Below are 21899 nucleotides of genomic sequence, written 5' to 3'. Positions count from 1 at the left end.
TCATGGGGTGATCCGGCGCATTGACCTACGAGGCACCCATGTGGATGCCCGCACCACGTTGCCTCGAGCAGCCATGGATGTGGCTGATGCCAGTGCAGTGATTGCTCCAATACTTGAAGATATTCGCACCCAGGGTGCATCCGCTGTGGCTGCTTGGTCAGCAAAACTTGATGGGGTAGCGCCTCCAACACTTCGCGTGCCTGCCCAAAAGCTGGCACAGGCAGAAGCAGAGCTCGATCCCAAGGTTCGTGCAGCGCTTCTTGAGGCCATTCGCCGCGCGCGGTTAGTACATGCAGATCAGCGTCGCGTTGATGTGGAAACGATCGTGGTTCCCGGTGGCACGGTTACTGAGCGCTGGATTCCCGTTTCGCGTGTTGGTTTGTATGTGCCCGGTGGTCGTGCGGTGTACCCAAGCAGCGTGATCATGAATGTTGTGCCAGCTCAAGTTGCTGGAGTGCAGTCACTCGTTGTGGTGTCTCCTCCACAAAAAGATTTTGACGGTTGGCCGCACCCAACAATCCTTGCCGCATGTTCATTGCTTGGTGTTGAAGAGGTGTACGCCGTTGGTGGCGCACAAGCAGTTGCGATGTTGGCCTACGGGGTTGAACTTGAAGACGGCACTCGTTGTGCACCAGTTGATTTAGTTACTGGCCCAGGAAACATCTATGTGACTGCTGCTAAGCGTTCATTGCAAGGTGTGATCGGCATTGATAGTGAAGCCGGGCCAACAGAAGTTGCAATCCTTGCTGATGATTGCGCAAATGCGGCGCACGTAGCTGCAGATCTCATTAGCCAAGCAGAACATGATCCGATGGCGGCTGCAGTTTTAGTCACGCCGTCTGTGGCACTTGCTGATGCGGTGATTGCCGAAGTAGAACGCCAGGTTCCGCTCACCAAACACATTGATCGCATCAGCACAGCACTTGCTGGTGAGCAAAGCGCTGTGGTGTTGGTCGATAGCCTCGAAGAAGGTCTTGAACTTGTCAATCAGTACGCAGCAGAACACCTTGAGATTCAAACGGTGAATGCACGCGAGTGGGCCATGCGCGTGCGCAATGCTGGCGCGATTTTCGTTGGTGCCTACGCACCAGTGAGCTTGGGTGATTACGCCGCAGGTTCAAACCACGTGCTGCCAACCGCGGGTGCTGCTCGTCATTCATCTGGTTTATCGGTTCAGTCGTTCCTGCGTGGGGTACACGTCATTGAGTACGACGAGCCTGCGCTGCGCGATGTTGCTGAGCATGTCATCGCCCTGTCACATGCAGAGGATCTGCCCGGCCACGGTGCAGCAATTGCTGTGCGGTTCACCGAGCAATCATGAGTTCCTTTGTGCCGCCTATCAGGGCGGATCTTGCCAATGAAGTGCCCTACGGCGCTCCGCAGTTAGACGTTCCAGTTCGCCTGAACGTCAACGAGAACCCTTTTGCGCTTCCGCAGGAGTTGGCGCAAGCCATGGGTGCAGCGGTGGCTGCGATTGCCCCAGACCTCAATCGCTATCCAGATCGCGAAGCAGTGGAACTTCGTGCTGAACTTGCGAAGTACTTAAAGAGTGAGTCAGGTGTTGTCGTCACCGGCGAACAGGTGTGGGCTGCAAATGGTTCCAATGAAGTCATGCACCAACTGTTCTTGGCATTTGGTGGCCCTGGACGCACAGCGATCAGTTTTGATCCGACATATTCGATGTATCCGGAGTATGCACGCGACACGTTCACTCGTTACCTCACCTTTGCGCGTAACGATGACTTCTCGGTTGACGTAGCTAGTGCAGTCAAAGCGATTGCGGATGAGCAGCCGTCAATCGTGTTGCTCACGTCGCCAAATAATCCAACTGGAACAGCAGTTGCCACCACTGACATCATCGCGATACTTGAAGCAGGTTTGGCAGTCAATGCGGTTGTGGTGGTTGATGAGGCCTACGCAGAATTTCGTCGCACGGGAACGCCAAGTGCACTTGAGTTACTGGCGCAGTACCCAAACTTGATGGTCTCGCGAACGATGAGCAAGGCCTTTGGTTTAGCCGGTGCTCGGTTGGGTTACGCAATTGCCAGCACCCAGTTGATTGATGCTTTGCGCATTGTTCGTCTGCCGTATCACTTGTCAGCAGTGACGCAAGCAGTAGCAGTCACCGCACTACAGCATGCGCATGTTTTGCAGGCACAAGTCGCCACCTTGCGAGAAGAGCGCGATGCGCTTGCTCAGTGGCTTGAGCAACAGGGGTATCGCGTTGCACACAGTGACGCCAACTTCATTTTGTTTGGCACCTTCGAAGATAGAGACGTCGTTTGGCAGTCACTTCTCGATCAAGGCGTGCTTATTCGTCAGACGGGTCCAATGGGATGGCTGCGCGTCAGCGTGGGTACTCCTGAAGAAAACGATAGGTTCAGGGCGGCGTTGCTTCAGGCGCCAGGAACGGAACAGGAGGCCCAGTAATGAGCCGTACCGCACGCGTTGAGCGAGTGACCAAAGAAAGTTCAGTGCTCGTTGAACTGAACCTTGATGGCACGGGTGTGCACACAATCGATACAGGCGTTCCGTTTTACGACCACATGCTTTCTCAGTTGTCTAAGCACGGCTTGATTGATCTCGTCGTACAAACCAAGGGCGATCTTCATATCGACGCACATCACACCGTCGAAGACACGGCTTTGGCTGTTGGTCAGGCAATCAATGAAGCATTGGGTGATCGAGCTGGGTTGCGTCGTTTCGGTGATGCAGCAGTGCCTCTGGATGAAACGCTCGTACAGGCAGTCGTTGACCTTTCCGGGCGCCCATACCTCGTGCATGAAGAGCCAGAACTTGTTGAGTTGATCGGTACCTATGACACTTCACTGACCCGTCACATCTGGGAATCAATTGTGGCAACCTCACAAATCACCTTGCATGTGCGCGTGATTTCAGGTCGCAATGCTCATCACATCGTTGAAGCGCAGTTCAAGGCTGTTGCTCGTGCGCTTCGAGACGCCGTCACCAAGGATCCACGTGTAGTTGGCGTGCCTTCAACTAAGGGAACTCTCACCGCATCGTGAACGCACCATCAGTAGTACTCCTTGATTACGGTTCCGGAAATCTTCGCTCGGCTCATCGCGCGCTGGAACAGGTGGGCGCGAATGTCACGGTAACCGCTGACTTCGACGCTGCTCTTGCAGCTGATGGGCTGCTGGTTCCAGGTGTCGGTGCTTATGACGCATGTATGAAGGGCATCCGTGCCGTGCGCGGAGACATGATGGTTGATCGTCGGCTTGCCGGAGGGCGCCCAGTGATGGGCATCTGTGTTGGCTTGCAGGTCATGTTCGATCAAGGCGTTGAGCACGGTATTGAAACGCAAGGACTTGGCCAATGGCCTGGCGTGGTGGAACAACTTGAAGCACCTGTGCTGCCGCATATGGGTTGGAACACAGTGCGCGTTGCACCGGGTTCAACACTGTTTGAAGGTGTTGTGGGGGAGCGCTTTTACTTTGTGCACTCCTACGCTGTTCGTAACTGGGAGTTTGAAGCCCGTGACCCTAATCAGCAGGTGCCATTGGTGACTTGGAGCCATCACGGCGAAGATTTTGTTGCGGCTGTTGAAAACGGACCGCTTGTTGCTACCCAGTTCCATCCAGAAAAGTCAGGGGATGCAGGCTTGCATCTGCTGGAAAATTGGGTGAAGTCGCTCAACTAGCTGGCAAGTTTGTTGCTCGCTAGCCGATTAAGGCTGATGCCAAGTTCAGCTGCTTGCATTGCAAGTTCGCGGTGCAGTGTTGCTGGAATGCGTAATCGGAATTCTCCGCTGTATGTGCGCTCCGCGAATGCAGTCGGAATTTCTTCATCTTGCGTATCCATGTCTTGCAATACGTCAACGACGAGCTTTTGCATTCCCGCTAGGGCCTTTGTTGAAGTACTCGCAAGCCATGACAGTGACGGAAGTTCAAGACAGGTCGCCACATGGCACTTGTCTTCGGGGGACCAAGTGACCCGATATGTGTAGCGGTCTGCGAATTCCATGAGCGCGTTTGCGTTCGAGGGTTTACTGCTTGCCATGTTCTTGATCTTTCAGTTTGCCAACGGCGATGAGAACTTGTCGAACTTGGTAGGGCTTGGCCCTGCCACGCACATTCTGAATGTTGACCCGAGGATCTCCGGGCCAAGGCATTTTGAAGATCACGTGACTGCCTTGCGCTTGGCGAGGCGAACCAAAAAAGTACTCGCAGACTCGTAGAAGGTCCGTGAAACGAACACTGGCTGGGTTCGTTTCCATTTCACGAAGTAATTGATCAATTCGCTTCGACATAATGGTACCAATATTGGAACCAGTTTGATACCGACTCACTCATATGAATTTCCATAAGACCAGCCTCAGGCCAGGGCCTGACATCTCGTGTGTTTCGTGCCGAACTTATCCACAACCACGAGAGTCCGACGGTTCATGGATGTCCTCTAGGGTTAAGGCGTGAATCAGCCTAAAAAGCACCTCATTCTCCTGCCTGCCGTCGATGTCGCTGAAGGCAAAGCCGTCCGTCTCACTCAGGGGGCTGCCGGCACCGAAAAGGATTACGGCTCACCCATTGATGCTGCCCGAGATTGGGTCAGCCAGGGTGCTGAGTGGATTCACCTCGTTGATCTTGACGCTGCCTTTGGTCGTGGTGACAACCGCGCATTGTTAAAGCGCGTCGTTACTGATGTCCACAAGGATGTCCATGTTGAACTCTCCGGCGGTATTCGAGACGACGCTTCCCTGGAAGCCGCGCTCGCAACAGGTTGCGCTCGCGTGAACCTGGGCACCGCTGCTCTTGAGAATCCTGAATGGACTGAGAAGGTCATCAAGCAGTACGGCGAAAAGATTGCTGTGGGCCTTGATGTTCGCGGCACAACGTTGGCTGCTCGTGGCTGGACCCAAGAGGGCGGCGATCTGTGGGAAACCTTGGAGCGTCTTGATGCTGCAGGGTGTGCACGTTATGTCGTCACCGATGTAAATAAAGACGGAATGATGAAGGGCCCGAACTTCCATCTGCTTAAGGAAGTCATTGAGCGCACGTCACGCCCAGTGATCGCATCTGGTGGCATCCATCGCCTAGAAGATTTCCATAAATTGCACGAGATGGTGCCTGACGGCATTGAAGGCGCAATCGTAGGCAAGGCTTTGTATGACGGAGCCTTCACTCTTGTTGAAGCACTTGCCGCATCAGGTGAGCGATTTGATCCATATACCTGGGGTCCGCCACAGCCGTGAGTCTTTCTATTCGAGTCATTCCATGTCTGGATGTCGACGAAGGTCGCGTGGTTAAAGGTGTGAACTTCCTTAATCTTCGCGATGCGGGCGATCCTGTTGAGCTTGCTGCGCGTTACAACGCTGAAGGTGCTGACGAACTTATCTTTCTCGACATCACTGCATCAAGTTCTGATCGTTCAACCATGTATGACGTTGTGAGTCGCACAGCTGAGTCAGTGTTCATTCCGCTCACCGTTGGTGGAGGAGTGCGCGCAGTTGATGATTTCGATCGGTTGTTACGCGCGGGTGCTGACAAAGTCAGTTTGAACACTGCAGCGCTCAATGATCCAGATCTTCTACGCGATGCTGCAGAACGCTTTGGTGCGCAGTGTGTTGTCTTAAGTATTGACGCTCGACGTTGCCCAGAGGGTGTGTTCACCGAGAGTGGCTTTGAGGTCACTACTCATGGTGGCCGCCGCAGCACCGGTATCGATGCGGTGAAATGGGCGATTGAAGGCACCGCACTTGGCGCTGGTGAAATTCTGTTGAACTCAATGGATGCTGACGGAACCAAAGAAGGTTACGACCTTGACCTGATTGAAATGGTGCGTCGCGAAGTGACCGTGCCAATCATTGCAAGCGGTGGTGCAGGAAAGCTTGATGACTTTGTTCCAGCAGTCGTTGCTGGAGCTGATGCAGTGCTTGCAGCAAGCGTGTTCCACTTCGGTCAATTACGCATAGACCAAGTCAAGCAAGCACTGGCGGACGCAGACTTCCCTGTTCGTTAGATCCCGAACTTTGCGGCTTCAAAGGTTGCGATAGCAGCTTCGTCGCCGGAAATTTTCACATCAACAGCGGTGCGTCCGTACACGCGAAGCACAAGATCAAGTGGTGTTCCGGTCAAGGTCACGATAGGTGAACCTGTTTTTGCAGCGAATGGTTTGGCTTCGATTTCGGTACGTTGAAGTTCAACTCCAAGTGGCACTCCACGCATCAACAGTTTGCCCATTTTCGACACTCGTGACCACAGCACTTCATTGAGTTCAGAATCAGTAGGAGCCGCTACCCAGTTTGGTTGAGCGCGACGAACATCTTCGGCGTGCACTGCGAATTCCACAATGTTGGCCGCGGCATCAACTTTGCTGATTGCAAAGGGTGACCACTTCGGTGGGCCTGAGCGGAAGGTCGCGACGAGTTCTTCGTAAGGGCGCAGCGAAGCTTCGTCTTGCACCTTGGTCGTCCACTTCGCCAGTGGTCCGCCGAGGATGCCAATGGCTGCGTCAGGGCGACCCTCGCGAATCACCAGGTGGGCAACGAGATCACGTGCGGTCCAGCCTTCGCACAGTGTGGGGGCGTCCGGGCCGACTTCGAGGAGAAGTTCGGCAAGGGCAATGCGCTGCTGGCTTACTAACGACGTTGGTGTCATGTCATCAGTATGACTCCGTTATCCACAGGGGAAGGACATGACATGTTCAATTCTTGCGATGTTTCGTAGCCTGACAACCTTTGGGAGGTTGACTTGAGTGCGCGTTCATATGCGGATGAGTCATATCGACATTCGTATCTCCTCGCGATTGCTGTTATTGATTTTTCGCAAGAAGCTCAGGTGCGTAAAGAACTCAGGCGATTGTGTCTGCCTGGGCAATATCGGCTCCACATGAAAAATGAACGTGATAGTCGTCGCCGGGCGCTGCTGGCTGAATTGAGCCGAATGCCTGTATCGGTTCATATGGTTGAGAACAGAAAACCGCATAGATTTAGGCGGATTACACGAGATGAATGTCTGGGTGAAGCCGTACGCATTCTGGCTGAATTACAGGTAGGTGAACTCATCCTTGAATCGTGTGGTCAGGACCCGGTGGATCGGCGAGTCCTTGCTCGCGAGTCGATGGGTCAGGAGAGTTCACTTAAGTACTCCCACACGTCACCTGCGCTCGAGCCGCTGTTGTGGCCTTCAGACCTGGCTGCCTGGGCATTTGGCAAAGGTGGCTATTGGCGTAACCAGCTGGGAAATTTGATTGGCTCGGTTACGCGACTAGGTGTCTAGAAAACGCGAAACCCGACATGCTCACCGTCCGGAGAGCTGCCGGGTTCACTTTCGTCAGTTATTACTGACGCCACCACAATGATGCACCCTCTTGAGGACGCAGTCAACGTTTGCGCTGCGCAGACCGGCACAATAGGGGCCATGTCTTCAACGCCAGAGCTGCTGGCTGCCGCGCACTTCAATGCCGACGGTCTCATTCCAGCGATTGCCCAGCAAGTGGGCACGGGTGAAGTGTTGATGATGGCTTGGATGAATATGGAAGCGCTGGAGCTCACCCTGTCGAGCGGTGCAGCCACCTATTTCTCCCGCAGTCGAAATGAACTGTGGGTCAAGGGTGCAACCTCTGGCAACACTCAGCTCGTGATCAGCGTCGCGCTTGATTGCGACGGCGACACATTGCTGATCACTGTTGATCAAACAGGCGCGGCTTGTCATACCGGCACGCGCACCTGCTTTGACGCTGTTGTGATCGAGGTGGCCAAGTGAGTGCCGTGTTGGGTTCACGCAATGGGGTAGTGGCCCCAGACATTGAGACGTTTCGGGAACTTGCGAAAACTCGAAGAGTTATCCCCGTGGTTCGTCGATTCCTAGCCGACGGTGTTACCGCTGTTGGGCTCTTTGATTCATTGTGTGGCCAGCGTGCTGGCACTTTCCTGCTGGAATCAGCAGAGCAAGGTAAGCACTGGTCTCGTTATTCCTTTGTCGGTGTGCGCGCGGCCGCGATGCTCACGGATGTTGACGGTAACGCTCGTTGGGTAGGTCGTGTTCCGCAAGGTGTACCGACTCATGGATCGCCTGTTGATATTTTGCGCGACACCGTTGCATTGCTGCAGTCAGATCCATTGCCAGGTTTGCCTCCACTCACCGGTGGCATGGTTGGTTACGTCAGCTACGACATGGTTCGTCACTGGGAACGCATTCCTGACAACAATCCTGATGCAATTGGCGTGCCAGATATGGCATTTCTTCTGGCTACGGATCTTGCTGTCTTGGATCACGCCGAAGGCTCAGTGCTCCTGATTGCGAATGCCATTAATTACGACGCATCAGGTGACCGGGTAGATGAAGCCTGGGCTGACGCAGTTGCGCGCCTGGATGTCATGCAAGCAGATCTTTCAACAGGTCGTGGGCCGGTGCCGTCAACCTTTGATCCCAATGCAGTTCCTGATGTGAAGTCGTGGACTGAGCAGAGCAAGTTCATCGCAGATGTTGATCGCGCTAAGGAATACATTCGCGCAGGCGATGCATTCCAGATCGTGTTGTCGCAGCGATTCTCGTCTCCTTGTCCTGCTTCGGCACTTGATGTCTATCGAATCTTGCGCACCACGAATCCAAGCCCATACATGTATCTAGTGCGTGTGCCGGAACTTGATGGTGATGGCTTGAGTGAACGCACAGCATTTGAAATTGTTGGTTCATCGCCCGAAGCTTTGGTAACTGTTCAACAAGGGCACTGTGTCGTCCATCCGATCGCTGGAACCCGCAAACGCGGGGCGACGGTTGAAGAGGATTCGGCATTAGCGGATGAAATGTTGGCTGATGTGAAAGAACGCGCTGAACATTTGATGCTCGTTGACCTTGCTCGCAATGATCTCGGACGTGTCAGTGCACCAGGGTCGGTGCAAGTAGTTGAGTTCATGCACGTTGAGCGCTACTCACATGTCATGCATCTGGTTTCAACAGTCACGAGTGATCTTGCTGAAGGAAAAACTGCGTACGACGCTCTCGCTGCGACTTTCCCAGCGGGCACACTCAGCGGGGCGCCAAAACCACGTGCGATGGAAATCATTGATGAGCTTGAACCGCTACGCCGCGGTGTGTACGGCGGATGCGTGGGTTACTTCGATTTCGCCGGGAACATCGATACCGCTATTGCGATTCGCACTGCAGTCGTGAAAAACAACATCGCCTATGTGCAAGCAGGTGCGGGTCTTGTTGCAGATTCCGTTCCAGAGCTTGAAGATGCTGAATGCCGAAACAAAGCCGCTGCCGTTCTTCGCGCGGTGGCAATCGCCGCAACCTTGCAGTCGGTTGAAGCGTGACCTCACGTCGTACCGCACTCACACTGCTCATTGTCAGTGCTGCTGGAATCTTGATTGTTTGTTCGTTTACTTGGGCAACAGCTGTGGTTTCCGTCCTTGGCGGTACGGGTGTGCGTGAGGCAACCGCCACTGGGAGCGAAGTGGTGCCTGCCGCTGTTTCATTGTCGATTGTGGGACTCGCCGGTGCGCTTGCGATCTTGGCGCTCAAGAGTTGGGCTCGTCAGGCAGTGGGCGTGCTCATCTTTGTGATTTCACTCGTGATCGAAGTCAGTGTTTTTCGTTTCGCCTCGAACCCAGTAGTTGATGCCGGCAATGACATTGTGAAGTCCGTGACCTTGGCTCCGTGGTGGATCCTTGTGATGTTGCTCGCTCTGGCCATGCTGGCCTCGGGTCTGATCACTGTCGGATCAAGTCGCTCGTGGGGTGCGATGAGCACCAAATACGAGGGGGAAGCGGTCCGTAAGGAATTAGTGCAGTCTCCCTGGGATGCGCTTAACGCTGGCCAAGATCCAACTTCGGACCTGGCTGATCCGAATTCCGACGCTGAACCTGCTTAGATATCCCCATGACACAAAGCACGCCTTCAGTAGTGGTCCACGGCCATGGCAACACCCCAGCAGCTTGGACTGCGGTCACGATCATCATGATCGCTTCAATCGTGGGCACCCTGGGTGTGGTGGTTGGTAACTGGGTTGTGTTCTGGGTAGGTATCGCGCTTGTTGTCGTTGGGGCCATCGTGGGCAAGGTCATGCAGATGATGGGCCTTGGTCAAGACGCTGAGCACTCGCACTGATTTACCAAATCCTGATCAAAGATTGATCGCCCGCCGACCTTCTCGGCGCTTTTCTGACACTTTCTCTGACACGCTATAGCCATGAGTGAAAACCAAGGTGTCAAAGGGCTCGTTCTTGTCGTTGAAGACGAACGGGCAATCTCTGACCTCCTACGGATGTATCTCACTCGTGAGGGTTTTGGTGTCCACGTAGCCACCACGGGGCCCGATGGTCTTTCATATGCGCGCACCTTGCACCCAGCTGCAATCATTTTGGATGTAGGTCTGCCAGGTATGGACGGCACAGAGGTGTGCCGTCAACTTCGCAATGATGGCGACTGGACTCCCATTCTTTTCTGCACGGCCCGAGATGAAGAAGTCGATCGCATCCTTGGTCTTGAACTTGGCGCAGATGACTACATCACCAAGCCGTTTAGCCCGCGTGAAGTTGTCGCTCGGGTGAAATCGGTGGTTCGCCGTGCACAACACGCCGCTTCAGCGCCAGGTCCGGTAGTCATTGGCAAGGTTGAACTTGATCCAGTAACTCGTCGTGTGGAAGCCAATGGCGCTCCCATTGCATTGACAGCGACTGAGTTCGACCTGCTTGCGCACTTGATGGACAACCCAGGTCGCGTTTACAGCCGCGATCAATTACTCAGCGAGGTATGGGGATACGCGGCAGTTGTTGGCACTCGAACCGTTGACGTGCACGTTGCTCAAGTGCGAGCCAAGCTCGGTGACTTCGACGTGATTCGCACTGTGCGCGGCGTGGGGTATTCCGCGGAAGAGCCCCAGTGATGAAACCTGTCTACCGCGGTACCAATTTGGTAACGCGGATGGTGCTGCTCACCAGTGTGGTTGCTGCCATTGTCATCGTTATAGCGGGATTGATTTCTTATCCACTTGTGCGCTCGTCGGAATTGACTCAATCGCGAACGCAATTGTCGCGTCTGGTGGATCTGACAGCGGCGGCAATTGATCGTGGAAATGGATTAAGCGCAGAGTCTGCCGGTGGTCGGCAACGTGAAGCGCTCCTACCCCCTTCGCTTGCCGCAACATTAAGAGCTGAACAAGTTCAGGGTTTCCTCGTCTTTGATGCCAGTGTCGATGTACCAGGTGTACCGCCGAGGGAAGTACATGAACTCCTAGAACGCGGAACTTTGTCATCCGAAGGTGAAGTTAATGGTGATCATCTGATCATTGAGGGTCGATCCTTGGCCAGCGGTGGAGCCGTGATTTTGGAGCAGCCGGTATCAATCGCAGGCGGCTCAGCGCAAGCAGGTTTGTTGCGGTTCTTCATGGCACTCTTCATTGGGTTGTTGGTTGCTATTCCTATTGGCTACTTCGCAGCAAGTCGAATCGTGCGGCCACTTCGTGCAGCACGCGATGCGGCTTATGAAATGCAAGCAGGGTCCCGTGATGTGCGTTTAGAGCCAGAGGGTCCAAGTGAAGTTGCAGAAATTGCTCTGGCGCTGAATTCGCTCAGCGATGCGCTCAACATTTCCGAACGTCGCCAGCGCGAGTTTCTACTCTCGGTTTCGCATGAATTACGTACGCCGCTTACCGCCGTGAAGGGCTACGCGGAAGCTCTAGCTGACGATGTCATTGAGCCGCAGGATGTTGCTAAGACAGGTGCCACCGTTGCTGCCGAAGCGCAACGCCTTGATCGACTCGTCAGTGACCTTTTGGATCTTGCTCGACTCGGCGCTGTTGATTTCCATGTGAATCCCGCAAGTGTTGACCTCAAGGACATCGGTGTTGAGGCAGCAGAAGTGTGGAGCACCCGATGCGAGCGTGAGGATGTGCGCTTTGAACAAGAATTGCCAGCGGATGAGTTGATGGCAGTCACTGATCCAATGAGACTGCGTCAAATTATTGACAACTTGTCAGAAAACGCCCTTCGCGTTTCACCGTCTGGCTCTGTCGTAGTGCTAGCGATGCGTCGGGTGTCTGACGGAGTTGAAGTCGAAGTGCGTGACTCTGGCCCGGGGCTCACTTCCGATGACATGGCCATTGCCTTTGAGCCTGGCGCGTTGTACGAGCGCTATCGAGGTGTGCGGCCAGTTGGCACTGGCTTAGGTTTGGCGCTCGTTGGCCGGCTCGCAGCGGGGCTTGGTGGATATGCGCGTGTGACGACTGCACCCGAGGGTGGGGCCTGTTTCACCGTTTTTTTGCCAACAGTTCAGCTCGCACCCACGATCGATCTAGTCTGATCCAATGACGCCCGATCACCTCGTTGTGCCACAACGCATTGATCAGCGCCCGTTGATGCGCCGACTGGCAGGTCCTTTGGGTACCGCCGTGTTAGCGGTCGGAGTCTGCTCATATTTGGCCATCGTCAATCCAAACGAACCTGGTCACTATCCAGTTTGCCCGTCCAGAGCTTTCCTTGGTGTTGACTGCCCGGGTTGCGGAGGAATGCGGGGGATGTATTGCCTCATGCAGGGAGACGTTGCTGGTGCCCTGAATCAAAATCTCTTATTGCTTGCGATCGTGCCCATTGCTCTTGTGATGTGGACACTGTGGCTGGTTCGTTCTATTCGCGGCGTCTACCCACCTGTGACCCATGGGCAATATCGATTTCGCAATCGATTATTGATCGGTGGGCTGGTGGTGATGCTGGCGTTCGGTGTGATTCGTAATTTCGTGCCGTATCTGGCATCTGGGGTATGAGCCGCAGGATTTCCAGGGAGCACGAGTCAATAGGCTTGCCCTTATGAGCGTGCTGGACGACATCATTGTTGGAGTGCGCGAAGACACGGCATTTCGCAAGCAGAGCGTCTCATTGGCTGACCTCAAAGCGCAGGTTTCTGGAGTTGCACCAGCGTTGCCTGTGGTGCCTTCGCTTAAGCGCGGTGGCGTGCAACTCATTGCTGAAGTGAAACGATCAAGCCCAAGCAAAGGTGCGCTTGCTGATATTGCTGATCCTGCCGCGCTCGCTAGCGCTTACGAGGATGGCGGTGCGTCAGCAATTTCCGTGTTGACCGAGCAACGTCGTTTCGGTGGAAGCTTGGCTGATCTTGATGCCGTGCGTGCTGCCGTACGCATACCAATCTTGCGCAAAGACTTCATGGTTGAGGAATATCAATTCTGGGAAGCACGTGCGCATGGAGCAGACATCATCTTGCTGATCGTTGCAGGGCTTGAGCAGACACAACTCGTGGAGTTCATGGGTCTGACCAGTGAACTCGGCATGACCGCACTCGTGGAAACACACGATGAAGCGGAGATCGCACGCGCACTTGATGCCGGGGCGCAGGTCGTCGGCGTGAACGCTCGCAATCTCAAAACCCTTGAAGTCGATCGCGACGTGTTTGCGCGCGTTGCTCATCTAATACCCGAAACTTGCGTGCGAATCGCTGAATCCGGTGTCCGCTCACCCGAAGATGTCCTTGCCTACGGAGTGCAAGGCGCGGATGTCGTGTTAGTTGGGGAAGCTCTTGTGACGGGCAGCGATCCTCAAGCAGCAGCTCGCGCAATGATTGAGGCTGGCGCAACGATTGGAAAGGCATCATGACCAACGGTCACTACGGTCACTACGGTCACTACGGTCCTTACGGTGGCCGGTTTGTTCCAGAAGCGCTCACTGCTGCGCTTGATGAACTTGATGCAGCGTTCCGTGCTGCCAAGCAAGATCCTGCGTTCATTAATGAACTGAGGGCGCTTGAGCGCGACTACACAGGGCGCCCAAACCCATTGACGTATGCCAAGCGTTTTAGTCAGTACTGTGGTGGAGCTCGCGTGTATTTGAAGCGTGAAGACCTCAACCACACTGGCTCACACAAAATTAACAACGTTCTGGGTCAAGCGTTGTTAACGCAACGCATGGGCAAGAAACGCATGATCGCTGAAACGGGTGCGGGCCAGCATGGTGTTGCTACAGCAACTGCTGCTGCGCTTTTTGGTCTTGAATGCACGGTCTACATGGGTCTTGAAGACACACGTCGCCAAGCGCTTAACGTCGCGCGCATGAAATTGCTCGGTGCTGAAGTCATTCCGGTAACTGCAGGTAGTCAAACACTCAAAGATGCGATTAACGAAGCAATGCGCGATTGGGTGGCATCTGTAGACGAAACCCATTACGTGCTTGGCACGGTAACTGGCCCTGCACCGTTTCCGGAAATGGTCCGCTACTTCCATTCGGTCATTGGTATTGAAGCCCGCGAACAAATTCTTGCTGTGGAAGGTCGCCTCCCTGACGCAGTTGTTGCGTGTGTTGGTGGTGGCTCCAATGCGATGGGCTTGTTCAGCGGATTCATGGAAGACACCCAAGTAATTTTGCGCGGCTATGAAGCAGGTGGTGACGGAATTGAGACTGGACGTCACTCTGCGCGCTTCTCCGGTGGATCACCAGGTGTGTTGCACGGTGCACGCACGTACGTCATGCAAGACCAATGGGGTCAAACAGCTCCGTCACATTCCATTAGTGCTGGCATGGATTACCCAGGTGTTGGCCCTGAGCATGCATGGTTGCATGACACGGGTCGGGCAAGTTACGAGCCCGTGACAGATGCAGAAGCTATGGAAGCATTCGCCATTCTTTCAAAGACAGAAGGCATCATTCCTGCGATTGAGTCGGCGCATGGTTTGGCAGGTGCAATGCGTATTGGTCAAGAACTTGGGCCTGATGCAGTCATCATCGTGAACCTTTCAGGACGTGGCGATAAAGACGTAGCAACAGCAGCACGTTGGTTTGGCATTGATTTGGGCACCACGGTCACTAATGAACTGTCACCAGAAATGCGAGAAGGTCGATGACTCGACACGTGTCAGAGGCCTTCGCAACTGCGAAAGCCGAAAACCGCGCAGCCCTGATTGGTTACCTGCCAGCAGGTTTTCCAAATCCTGTGCAGTCAGTGAAACTCATCAATGCGATGGTGGCTTCCGGTGTGGACATTATCGAAGTGGGCTTGCCGTACTCAGATCCATTGATGGACGGTCCAGTCATTCAACAAGCGGTTGACCAAGCGCTCGAAGCTGGTACCACGACTGATGTGGTGTTGAACATCGTGAAGCAGGTCGTTGATGCGGGTGCGATCGCCGTTGTGATGAGTTATTGGAATCCGATTGAACGCTATGGCATTGAAAAGTTTGCTACAGGCCTTGAAGCTGCAGGTGGCAGCGGAGTGATTGCACCTGACCTAACCCCAGAAGAAGCAGGGGACTGGTCTGTTGCCTCCGATGCGCACGCAATCGATCGAATCTTGATGGTTGCTCCATCTTCAACGGATGCGCGTATCGCGTCCATCGTTGGTGTGACCTCAGGTTTTGTCTATGCCGCGTCAACAATGGGTGTCACGGGTGCTCGCACGACGGTGAGTTCAGGCGCCCACGAGCTCGTTGCCCGCACCCGGGCTGCCACGAGCCTGCCGATCGCTGTGGGTCTGGGCGTCTCAACTGGTGATCAGGCCGCAGAAATCGCCGCCTACGCCGATGGCGTCATAGTCGGGTCAGCTTTCGTGCGCCGAGTGCTGGACGCTCCCAGCGATGAGGCCGCGATTGAAGCGGTGTCCGATCTGGCCAAGGAATTGGCCGCCGGGGTGCGTCGCTAAGTCCAACCCGTCACGTACGGTATAGCCAGTGTTCGTTTGACCGACCAAGGAGTTCGACGCGATGAGTAATGCCAGCAATGATCGCCGTGCAAGTGCCGCAGCTGCTCGAGCAGCTGCTGTAGGTGGCGACAAGAAGCGCGAACGCATCATGCGTATCGTCGGTGCAGCCGTTGTTCTCGTGGTCGTAGTAGCGATCATTGTGGTTGCTGTCGTGGCGAAGAACTCTTCAAAGGTTCCGGTGGTTACGCCAACCTCTGATCCAAATGCAGCGATTCCAACCTCAGTGTTTGCCGGAGATTCCAAGTACGCATATGGCGTTCCATCAGGAACAGGCACTGCAGCCGTTCCTGTGTTGGAAATCTGGGAAGACTTCCAATGCCCGTCGTGTAAAGCTGTTGAAGATGCTAATGGCGCTGGAATTCATGAGCTTGCAACCTCGGGCAAGGTGCAATTGATCTTGCGCCCCACCACATTCTTGGACAAAAACCTGGGCAATGATTCATCTGCCCGCGCAACTGCCGCATGGGGTTGTGCCATTGATCAAGGTAAAACTGATGAGTACCACGCGGCAATCTTCGCGAATCAACCTTTGAGTGAAGGTGTGGGTTACACCAATGACCAGTTGGTCAGTTTCGCTGGTGATGCAGGTATTGAAGGTAAAGCCATGGATGAATTCAAGACCTGCATGGATTCGTTGAAGTACTTGTCATGGTCAGCCAATAGCACTGACGCGTTCTACAAGTCAGGTGCGCAGGGCACTCCTTATGGCGTGCTCAATGGCCAGCCACTTGATAACGCAACTTTGGCTGACAAGGCCAAGCTTGATGCAGCAGTTGCTGCCGCAACCAAGGGCTAACAATCTTGATCGCCGCGATGATTCCTAGTCCCACTCAAGGGGTCTGGAACATTGGTCCATTTCCAATACGTGCCTATGCGTTATTCATCATCATCGGCATCGTCGTTGCCGTGTGGTGGGGCAATCGCCGCTATGAAGCGCGGGGTGGAACACCCGGAACTGTCACCGATCTGGCTGTATGGGCGGTGCCGTTTGGCATCTTGGGTGGCCGTCTGTACCACGTGATTTCCGATAATCAGTTGTACTTCGGTGAAGGTGGCTCGGGGCTTGCAGGCGCTATCCGTATTTGGGATGGAGGCTTAGGGATTTGGGGAGCCGTGGCCATGGGCACCTTGGGTGCCTGGATTGGTGCGCGGCGTAAAGGGATCGCACTGCTGCCGGTTGCTGATGCTGTAGCCCCAGGAGTTGCCCTTGCTCAGGCAATTGGTCGACTCGGCAATTACTTCAATCAGGAACTCTTCGGTGCACCGACGAATCTGCCATGGGGCCTAGAGATAGACATAGCCCACAGGCCAGCTGGCTATCTTCAATTTGAGACCTTTCACCCGACCTTTCTCTATGAATCACTGTGGATGGTGGGCGTTGCCCTCGTGTTGGTTTGGGCGGATAAGCGCTTCACTCTTGGACATGGACGCGTTTTTGCCCTGTACATCGTGCTGTATTGCGCAGGTCGAATCTGGATCGAGGCCCTGCGCATTGATTCGGCCAATCACATCTTCGGGCTCCGTCTCAATGTGTGGACGGCGCTGATCGTAGGAGTAGGTGGCCTGATCTGGCTCGTGGTATCTGCCCGGCGCCAGCCAGGGCGTGAAGCACTGTCCAAGACCGGGTAAGATTTTCCCCGTTGGGCCAACGTCGTCCCGATAAGTCAGGCTTACTTTTTGGGGTCTGCACGGATACGACGAATGGATTGGCACCATGTTCAGCACTGATCTTCCAGCAGCATCTGGTCTCTATGACCCAGCAAATGAGCACGACGCCTGTGGCGTGGCCTTTGTTGCGACCCTGACTGGCATTCCTTCTCACGACATCGTGCAAAAGGCCCTCACTGCGCTCGTGAACCTCGAGCACCGTGGTGCAACAGGCGCTGAACCTGATAGCGGTGACGGAGCCGGCATTTTGTTCCGCGTGCCTGATGAATTCTTCCGTGCAGTTGTTGACTTCGAATTACCTGAAGCAGGGTTCTATGCCGCGGGTACTGCGTATTTGCCACAAGATGCAGCCGACGTCGCGGCAGTGAAAACTGCGATTGCAGCAATTGCCGAGACCGAGGGCTTGAAGGTTCTTGGCTGGCGCGCTGTTCCAACTGATAGTTCAATGATCGGTTCAACCGCACGTGGCGTTATGCCAACCTTTGAGCAGTTGTTTGTTGCATCAACAAACCCTGCAATCGGAGATATCGCACTTGATCGCTTGGCTTTCGCATTGCGAAAGCGCGCAGAGCGCGACAACAACGTGTACTTCCCATCGCTTTCAGCTCGCACCATTGTGTACAAGGGAATGCTCACCACAGGTCAGTTGCAGCCGTTCTACCCTGACCTCTCTGATGAGCGCGTGAAGTCACCTGTTGCTCTGGTGCACTCACGCTTCTCGACCAACACCTTCCCTTCGTGGCCGCTTGCTCACCCGTACCGCTACATCTCACACAACGGTGAAATCAACACCGTGCAAGGCAACCGCAATTGGATGCGTGCACGTGAAGCAATGTTGAAGAGTGATTTGATTCCAGGTGATCTCACGCGCTTGTTCCCAATTTGCACGGGCGGGGCTTCGGATTCAGCGTCATTCGATGAGGTCCTTGAACTCATCCACCTTGGTGGACGCTCACTTCCACACTCAATCTTGATGATGATTCCTGAAGCCTGGGAAAACCATCCATCAATGGATCCAGCGCGTCGTGCGTTCTACGCCTTCCACTCCACTTTCATGGAGCCATGGGATGGCCCAGCAAACGTCTGCTTCACCGACGGCAGCATGATCGGCGCAGTGCTTGACCGCAATGGTTTGCGCCCCGGCCGCTACTGGGTAACAGAAGATGGCCTCGTCGTACTCGGTTCAGAGGCTGGCGTACTTGATCTTGATCCAGCAACCATCGTTCGTAAGGGCCGCTTGCAGCCAGGTTTGATGTTCTTGGTCGACACTGATGCTGGCCGCATCATTGAAGACGATGAAATCAAGGCAGAGCTTGCAGCAGCTGCTCCTTACCAAGAATGGCTTGATGAAGGCCTAGTGCACCTTGAAGAACTTCCAGAGCGTGAGCACATCGTGCACACCTCAGGCTCAGTAGCGCGTCGCCAGCAAACCTTTGGCTACACCCATGAAGAGTTGAAGATCATTCTTGATCCGATGGCTCGCCAAGGTATAGAAGCTATTGGCTCAATGGGCACCGACACTCCTATTGCTGTGTTGTCAGCTCGGCCTCGTTTGTTGTTCGATTACTTCCACCAGTTGTTCGCTCAGGTGACCAACCCACCGTTGGATGCAATCCGCGAAGAGATCGTGACCTCGCTTTATGCAACCATTGGTTCTGAAGGCAATCTGCTCGACGCCAGCCCATCACATTGCAATCAAGTCACGCTGCCGTTCCCTGTGATCGACAACGATGAACTCGCAAAGATCCTTCACATCAATGATGACGAAGACATGCCGGGCTTTGCTGCCGCAAAAATTGAAGGTCTGTACGACGTTGCAGGTGGGGGAGAAGGGCTCGAAAATCGCTTAAAGGAAATCTTCCACGAGGTTGATGAACTTATCCGCGAAGGCAAACGCTTCATTGTGTTGTCCGACCGCGATAGCGATGCTGACCGGGCACCGATTCCGACCTTGTTGCTGACCTCAGCTGTTCACCATCACTTGGTGAAGACCAAGGCACGCACGATGGTTACCTTGATCATTGAAGCCGGCGATGTTCGCGAAGTGCATCACTGCGCACTGCTTGTGGGTTACGGCGCTGCAGCGGTTAATCCATATCTGGCTCTGGAAACAGTGGAAGACATGGCCCGTCGCGGTGTCTTTGGAGACGTCACTCCTGAAAAGGCAACACGCAACCTCATTAAGGCTCTTGGTAAGGGCATCTTGAAGGTCATGTCGAAGATGGGTGTTTCAACCGTGGCGTCATACCGCGGTGCGCAGATCTTCGAAGCTGTTGGTTTGAGTCAGGAAATTGTTGACACTTACTTTGGTGGCACCAGTTCACGGCTTGGTGGAGTCGGCATTGATGTGATCGCGCAGGAAGTTTCTGATCGTCACGATGTTGCGTACCCAATCTCAGGTATTTCGCCTGCACACCGCACGCTCAATGTCGGCGGCGAGTACCAGTGGCGTCGCGAGGGTGAACTTCACCTGTTCAACCCCGAAACTGTGTTCCGTTTGCAGCATGCAACGCGTAACAAGCGTTACGACATCTTTAAGCAGTACACCAATGCTGTTGATGAGCAGTCAGAGCGTTTGATGACCATTCGTGGTCTGTTTAACTTCAAGGAAGGCGTACGTGCGCCCATTTCCATTGATGAAGTTGAGTCGGCATCAGAGATAGTCAAGCGATTCTCAACCGGTGCAATGTCATACGGTTCGATCTCTGCTGAAGCTCACGAAACTTTGGCAATCGCGATGAACCGTATGGGCGCCAAGTCCAACACCGGTGAAGGCGGCGAAGATCCAGAGCGTTTCGTGCCGCTTCCTAACGGTGATTCAAAGCGTTCATCAATCAAGCAGGTTGCTTCTGGTCGCTTTGGTGTGACCAGCGAGTACCTCGTGAACGCCGACGATATTCAGATCAAGATGGCTCAGGGTGCAAAGCCTGGTGAAGGTGGCCAGTTGCCAGGTCACAAGGTGTACCCATGGGTAGCCAAGACCCGTCACTCAACTCCTGGTGTGGGCTTGATTTCACCACCACCTCACCACGACATTTATTCAATTGAGGATCTTGCTCAACTGATCCACGATTTGAAGAATGCCAATAAGTACGCACGCGTACATGTGAAGTTGGTTTCGGAAGTTGGCGTTGGCACAGTTGCTGCAGGTGTGTCGAAGGCACATGCTGATGTTGTGCTCATCTCCGGTTTCGATGGTGGCACTGGTGCTTCGCCACTGACCAGCCTCAAGCACGCAGGTACTCCGTGGGAGCTTGGTCTTGCTGAAACTCAGCAGACCTTGCTTATCAACGGACTTCGCGATCGCATTGTCGTGCAAGCAGATGGTCAGTTGAAGACCGGCCGCGATGTGATTGTTGCTGCACTCCTTGGTGCTGAAGAATTCGGTTTCGCTACCGCACCACTCGTGGTGATGGGCTGCGTCATGATGCGTGTGTGTCATCTCGACACCTGCCCAGTTGGTGTCGCAACACAGAACCCAGTGCTTCGTGAGCGTTTCAGTGGAGAGCCTGAGTTTGTCGAGACCTTCTTTGAATACATCGCAGAAGAAGTTCGCGAACATCTCGCAGCACTTGGCTTCCGCACTCTTGATGAAGCCATTGGCCAAGTTGAGATGTTGGAAACAGAGCGCGCAGTGTCACATTGGAAGGCTTCAGGTCTTGACCTTTCGCCAATCCTTTCGTTGCCACGCGTTGCATTGGATTCACCACGTCGCGCGATGATCGCTCAGGATCATGGCCTTGATGCAGCGCTCGATAACGAACTCATTGAGATTTGTCAGCCAGCAATCACCAAGGGCGAACCGGTTCGTGCACAAATCAAGGTGCGAAACGTCAACCGAACAGTTGGCACGATGCTTGGCGCTGAAGTCACTCGCAAGCATGGTGGAGATGGATTGCCACAAGGCACGATTGAACTCACGTTCACGGGTTCTGCTGGGCAGTCCTTTGGTGCGTTTGTGCCAAAGGGTGTCACCTTGCGCCTTGAAGGCGATGCCAACGACTACGTCGGCAAGGGGCTTTCGGGTGGCACACTGGTTGTGCGCCCGGATCGAGCAGCGAGTTTTGTTGCTGAAGAACAGATCATCGCGGGCAACGTCATTGGTTACGGCGCAACAAGTGGTGGCATTTTCTTGCGCGGTCGCGCAGGTGAACGTTTCTGTGTGCGTAACTCCGGTGCCACAGCAGTAGTCGAAGGTGTGGGCGACCACGCACTTGAGTACATGACCGGTGGGCGAGTGGTGATTCTTGGAACCACTGGTCGCAACTTGGGTGCAGGCATGTCAGGCGGTATCGCTTACGTGCTTGATCTGGATCCAATCAAGGTCAACCCAGAAATGATTGATCTTGATCCGATGACTTCACAGGATGCAGAAGAGCTGCGCGCAATCGTGCAACAGCATTTCGATGAAACAGAGTCTGCAGTTGCGCAAGCACTGCTTGCAGACTGGATCACGGCACTTGGTCGATTCACCAAGGTGATGCCAAAGGATTACAAGCGCGTGCTGAATGTCATGAAGCAGGCAACTGAGCAAGGACTTGACCCAATCGCAGCGGTAATGGGAGCTTGA

23 protein-coding genes are annotated in these 21899 nt (G+C 54.3%); 20 read left to right on the top strand and 3 right to left on the bottom strand.

Translation table 11 applies throughout. The features are described 5' to 3' along the window. Nucleotides 1–7 precede the first annotated feature (7 nt). Genes hisD through hisH form a run of 4 tightly spaced genes read left to right on the top strand, consistent with a single transcriptional unit; the run spans nt 8 to nt 3661 of the window. Nucleotides 8–1321, top strand: a complete 1314-nt coding sequence (hisD, locus tag PHN51_01855) for a histidinol dehydrogenase (GenBank protein MDD2817525.1) — start codon at nt 8–10, stop codon at nt 1319–1321. After that, nucleotides 1318–2430 (top strand): histidinol-phosphate transaminase, encoded by a 1113-nt coding sequence (locus PHN51_01850; protein MDD2817524.1) that lies wholly within the window; start codon nt 1318–1320, stop codon nt 2428–2430. Before hisD ends, PHN51_01850 begins: the two co-directional genes overlap by 4 nt. Further along, nucleotides 2430–3026, top strand: a complete 597-nt coding sequence (gene hisB, locus PHN51_01845; protein ID MDD2817523.1) for an imidazoleglycerol-phosphate dehydratase HisB — start codon at nt 2430–2432, stop codon at nt 3024–3026. The genes PHN51_01850 and hisB overlap by 1 nt, the downstream gene beginning before the upstream one ends. Then, a complete protein-coding gene (gene hisH / locus PHN51_01840) occupies nt 3023–3661 on the top strand; it encodes an imidazole glycerol phosphate synthase subunit HisH (GenBank protein ID MDD2817522.1) in 639 nt (212 codons plus the stop codon). Before hisB ends, hisH begins: the two co-directional genes overlap by 4 nt. Here hisH and PHN51_01835 read toward each other — a convergent pair. Beyond that, the gene (locus tag PHN51_01835; GenBank protein ID MDD2817521.1) at nt 3658–4020 is read right to left on the bottom strand and encodes a toxin-antitoxin system HicB family antitoxin; all 363 of its coding nucleotides are present in this window, start codon (nt 4018–4020) and stop codon (nt 3658–3660) included. The two genes, hisH and PHN51_01835, sit on opposite strands and share 4 nt — an antisense overlap. Continuing rightward, nucleotides 4007–4270, bottom strand: a complete 264-nt coding sequence (locus tag PHN51_01830) for a hypothetical protein (GenBank protein ID MDD2817520.1) — start codon at nt 4268–4270, stop codon at nt 4007–4009. The genes PHN51_01835 and PHN51_01830 overlap by 14 nt, the downstream gene beginning before the upstream one ends. A gap of 159 nt (nt 4271–4429) precedes the next feature. On the opposite strand from PHN51_01830, the gene priA reads away from it, so the two are divergent. Then, on the top strand, nt 4430–5209 hold the full coding sequence (gene priA, locus PHN51_01825; GenBank protein MDD2817519.1) for a bifunctional 1-(5-phosphoribosyl)-5-((5-phosphoribosylamino)methylideneamino)imidazole-4-carboxamide isomerase/phosphoribosylanthranilate isomerase PriA: 780 nt from the start codon (nt 4430–4432) through the stop codon (nt 5207–5209). Further along, a complete protein-coding gene (gene hisF / locus PHN51_01820; GenBank protein MDD2817518.1) occupies nt 5206–5976 on the top strand; it encodes an imidazole glycerol phosphate synthase subunit HisF in 771 nt (256 codons plus the stop codon). The genes priA and hisF overlap by 4 nt, the downstream gene beginning before the upstream one ends. Here the strand turns inward: hisF and PHN51_01815 are convergent. After that, the gene (locus PHN51_01815) at nt 5973–6614 is read right to left on the bottom strand and encodes a TIGR03085 family metal-binding protein (protein MDD2817517.1); all 642 of its coding nucleotides are present in this window, start codon (nt 6612–6614) and stop codon (nt 5973–5975) included. The genes hisF and PHN51_01815 overlap by 4 nt on opposite strands. A gap of 93 nt (nt 6615–6707) precedes the next feature. Here PHN51_01815 and PHN51_01810 point away from each other — a divergent pair, with 93 nt between their 5' ends. The 14 genes from PHN51_01810 (at nt 6708) to gltB (ending at nt 21899) form a co-directional block, all read left to right on the top strand. Beyond that, nucleotides 6708–7235 carry a hypothetical protein gene (locus tag PHN51_01810; protein ID MDD2817516.1) on the top strand — a complete coding sequence of 176 codons (528 nt, stop codon included), beginning with the start codon at nt 6708–6710 and terminating at the stop codon, nt 7233–7235. Nucleotides 7236–7376: 141 nt separating this feature from the next. After that, nucleotides 7377–7721, top strand: a complete 345-nt coding sequence (gene hisI / locus PHN51_01805) for a phosphoribosyl-AMP cyclohydrolase (GenBank protein MDD2817515.1) — start codon at nt 7377–7379, stop codon at nt 7719–7721. Further along, nucleotides 7718–9277 carry an anthranilate synthase component I gene (locus tag PHN51_01800; protein ID MDD2817514.1) on the top strand — a complete coding sequence of 520 codons (1560 nt, stop codon included), beginning with the start codon at nt 7718–7720 and terminating at the stop codon, nt 9275–9277. The genes hisI and PHN51_01800 overlap by 4 nt, the downstream gene beginning before the upstream one ends. Then, a complete protein-coding gene (locus PHN51_01795) occupies nt 9274–9834 on the top strand; it encodes a Trp biosynthesis-associated membrane protein (protein ID MDD2817513.1) in 561 nt (186 codons plus the stop codon). Before PHN51_01800 ends, PHN51_01795 begins: the two co-directional genes overlap by 4 nt. An 8-nt stretch (nt 9835–9842) precedes the next feature. Beyond that, nucleotides 9843–10070 (top strand): hypothetical protein, encoded by a 228-nt coding sequence (locus tag PHN51_01790; GenBank protein MDD2817512.1) that lies wholly within the window; start codon nt 9843–9845, stop codon nt 10068–10070. Between the two features lie 81 nt (nt 10071–10151). Beyond that, the gene (locus PHN51_01785; protein MDD2817511.1) at nt 10152–10847 is read left to right on the top strand and encodes a response regulator transcription factor; all 696 of its coding nucleotides are present in this window, start codon (nt 10152–10154) and stop codon (nt 10845–10847) included. Further along, complete coding sequence (locus PHN51_01780; protein MDD2817510.1) at nt 10847–12262, top strand: HAMP domain-containing sensor histidine kinase; 1416 nt, start codon at nt 10847–10849, stop codon at nt 12260–12262. The genes PHN51_01785 and PHN51_01780 overlap by 1 nt, the downstream gene beginning before the upstream one ends. A 4-nt stretch (nt 12263–12266) precedes the next feature. Then, nucleotides 12267–12722 carry a DUF2752 domain-containing protein gene (locus PHN51_01775; protein MDD2817509.1) on the top strand — a complete coding sequence of 152 codons (456 nt, stop codon included), beginning with the start codon at nt 12267–12269 and terminating at the stop codon, nt 12720–12722. A gap of 43 nt (nt 12723–12765) precedes the next feature. Continuing rightward, the gene (gene trpC / locus PHN51_01770) at nt 12766–13566 is read left to right on the top strand and encodes an indole-3-glycerol phosphate synthase TrpC (GenBank protein ID MDD2817508.1); all 801 of its coding nucleotides are present in this window, start codon (nt 12766–12768) and stop codon (nt 13564–13566) included. After that, complete coding sequence (gene trpB / locus PHN51_01765) at nt 13563–14807, top strand: tryptophan synthase subunit beta (protein MDD2817507.1); 1245 nt, start codon at nt 13563–13565, stop codon at nt 14805–14807. The genes trpC and trpB overlap by 4 nt, the downstream gene beginning before the upstream one ends. Continuing rightward, nucleotides 14804–15601, top strand: coding sequence for a tryptophan synthase subunit alpha (gene trpA / locus PHN51_01760; GenBank protein ID MDD2817506.1), 798 nt, complete (start codon nt 14804–14806; stop codon nt 15599–15601). The genes trpB and trpA overlap by 4 nt, the downstream gene beginning before the upstream one ends. A 61-nt stretch (nt 15602–15662) precedes the next feature. Next, complete coding sequence (locus tag PHN51_01755) at nt 15663–16457, top strand: thioredoxin domain-containing protein (GenBank protein ID MDD2817505.1); 795 nt, start codon at nt 15663–15665, stop codon at nt 16455–16457. 17 nt (nt 16458–16474) lie between these two features. Further along, nucleotides 16475–17290 (top strand): prolipoprotein diacylglyceryl transferase, encoded by an 816-nt coding sequence (gene lgt, locus PHN51_01750; protein MDD2817504.1) that lies wholly within the window; start codon nt 16475–16477, stop codon nt 17288–17290. Nucleotides 17291–17375: 85 nt separating this feature from the next. Further along, nucleotides 17376–21899 (top strand): glutamate synthase large subunit, encoded by a 4524-nt coding sequence (gene gltB, locus PHN51_01745; protein ID MDD2817503.1) that lies wholly within the window; start codon nt 17376–17378, stop codon nt 21897–21899.

It is taken from the genome of Candidatus Nanopelagicales bacterium, from assembly GCA_028687755.1.
In the GTDB taxonomy this organism is placed as follows: domain Bacteria; phylum Actinomycetota; class Actinomycetes; order S36-B12; family S36-B12; genus UBA11398.
This window is presented reverse-complemented; position numbering and strand designations above follow the sequence as displayed.

Excerpts from the sequence above, each read along its gene's own strand:
- PHN51_01755 (MDD2817505.1), top strand. The coding sequence starts at position 15,663 with ATGAGTAATGCCAGCAATGATCGCCGTGCAAGTGCCGCAGCTGCTCGA.
- PHN51_01790 (MDD2817512.1), top strand. The coding sequence starts at position 9,843 with ATGACACAAAGCACGCCTTCAGTAGTGGTCCACGGCCATGGCAACACC.
- PHN51_01780 (MDD2817510.1), top strand. The coding sequence starts at position 10,847 with ATGAAACCTGTCTACCGCGGTACCAATTTGGTAACGCGGATGGTGCTG.
- PHN51_01850 (MDD2817524.1), top strand. The coding sequence starts at position 1,318 with ATGAGTTCCTTTGTGCCGCCTATCAGGGCGGATCTTGCCAATGAAGTG.
- hisI (MDD2817515.1), top strand. The coding sequence starts at position 7,377 with ATGTCTTCAACGCCAGAGCTGCTGGCTGCCGCGCACTTCAATGCCGAC.
- trpB (MDD2817507.1), top strand. The coding sequence starts at position 13,563 with ATGACCAACGGTCACTACGGTCACTACGGTCACTACGGTCCTTACGGT.
- trpC (MDD2817508.1), top strand. The coding sequence starts at position 12,766 with ATGAGCGTGCTGGACGACATCATTGTTGGAGTGCGCGAAGACACGGCA.
- PHN51_01785 (MDD2817511.1), top strand. The coding sequence starts at position 10,152 with ATGAGTGAAAACCAAGGTGTCAAAGGGCTCGTTCTTGTCGTTGAAGAC.
- hisB (MDD2817523.1), top strand. The coding sequence starts at position 2,430 with ATGAGCCGTACCGCACGCGTTGAGCGAGTGACCAAAGAAAGTTCAGTG.
- PHN51_01775 (MDD2817509.1), top strand. The coding sequence starts at position 12,267 with ATGACGCCCGATCACCTCGTTGTGCCACAACGCATTGATCAGCGCCCG.
- PHN51_01835 (MDD2817521.1), bottom strand. The coding sequence starts at position 4,020 with ATGGCAAGCAGTAAACCCTCGAACGCAAACGCGCTCATGGAATTCGCA.
- PHN51_01830 (MDD2817520.1), bottom strand. The coding sequence starts at position 4,270 with ATGTCGAAGCGAATTGATCAATTACTTCGTGAAATGGAAACGAACCCA.
- PHN51_01815 (MDD2817517.1), bottom strand. The coding sequence starts at position 6,614 with ATGACACCAACGTCGTTAGTAAGCCAGCAGCGCATTGCCCTTGCCGAA.
- lgt (MDD2817504.1), top strand. The coding sequence starts at position 16,475 with ATGATTCCTAGTCCCACTCAAGGGGTCTGGAACATTGGTCCATTTCCA.
- gltB (MDD2817503.1), top strand. The coding sequence starts at position 17,376 with ATGTTCAGCACTGATCTTCCAGCAGCATCTGGTCTCTATGACCCAGCA.
- trpA (MDD2817506.1), top strand. The coding sequence starts at position 14,804 with ATGACTCGACACGTGTCAGAGGCCTTCGCAACTGCGAAAGCCGAAAAC.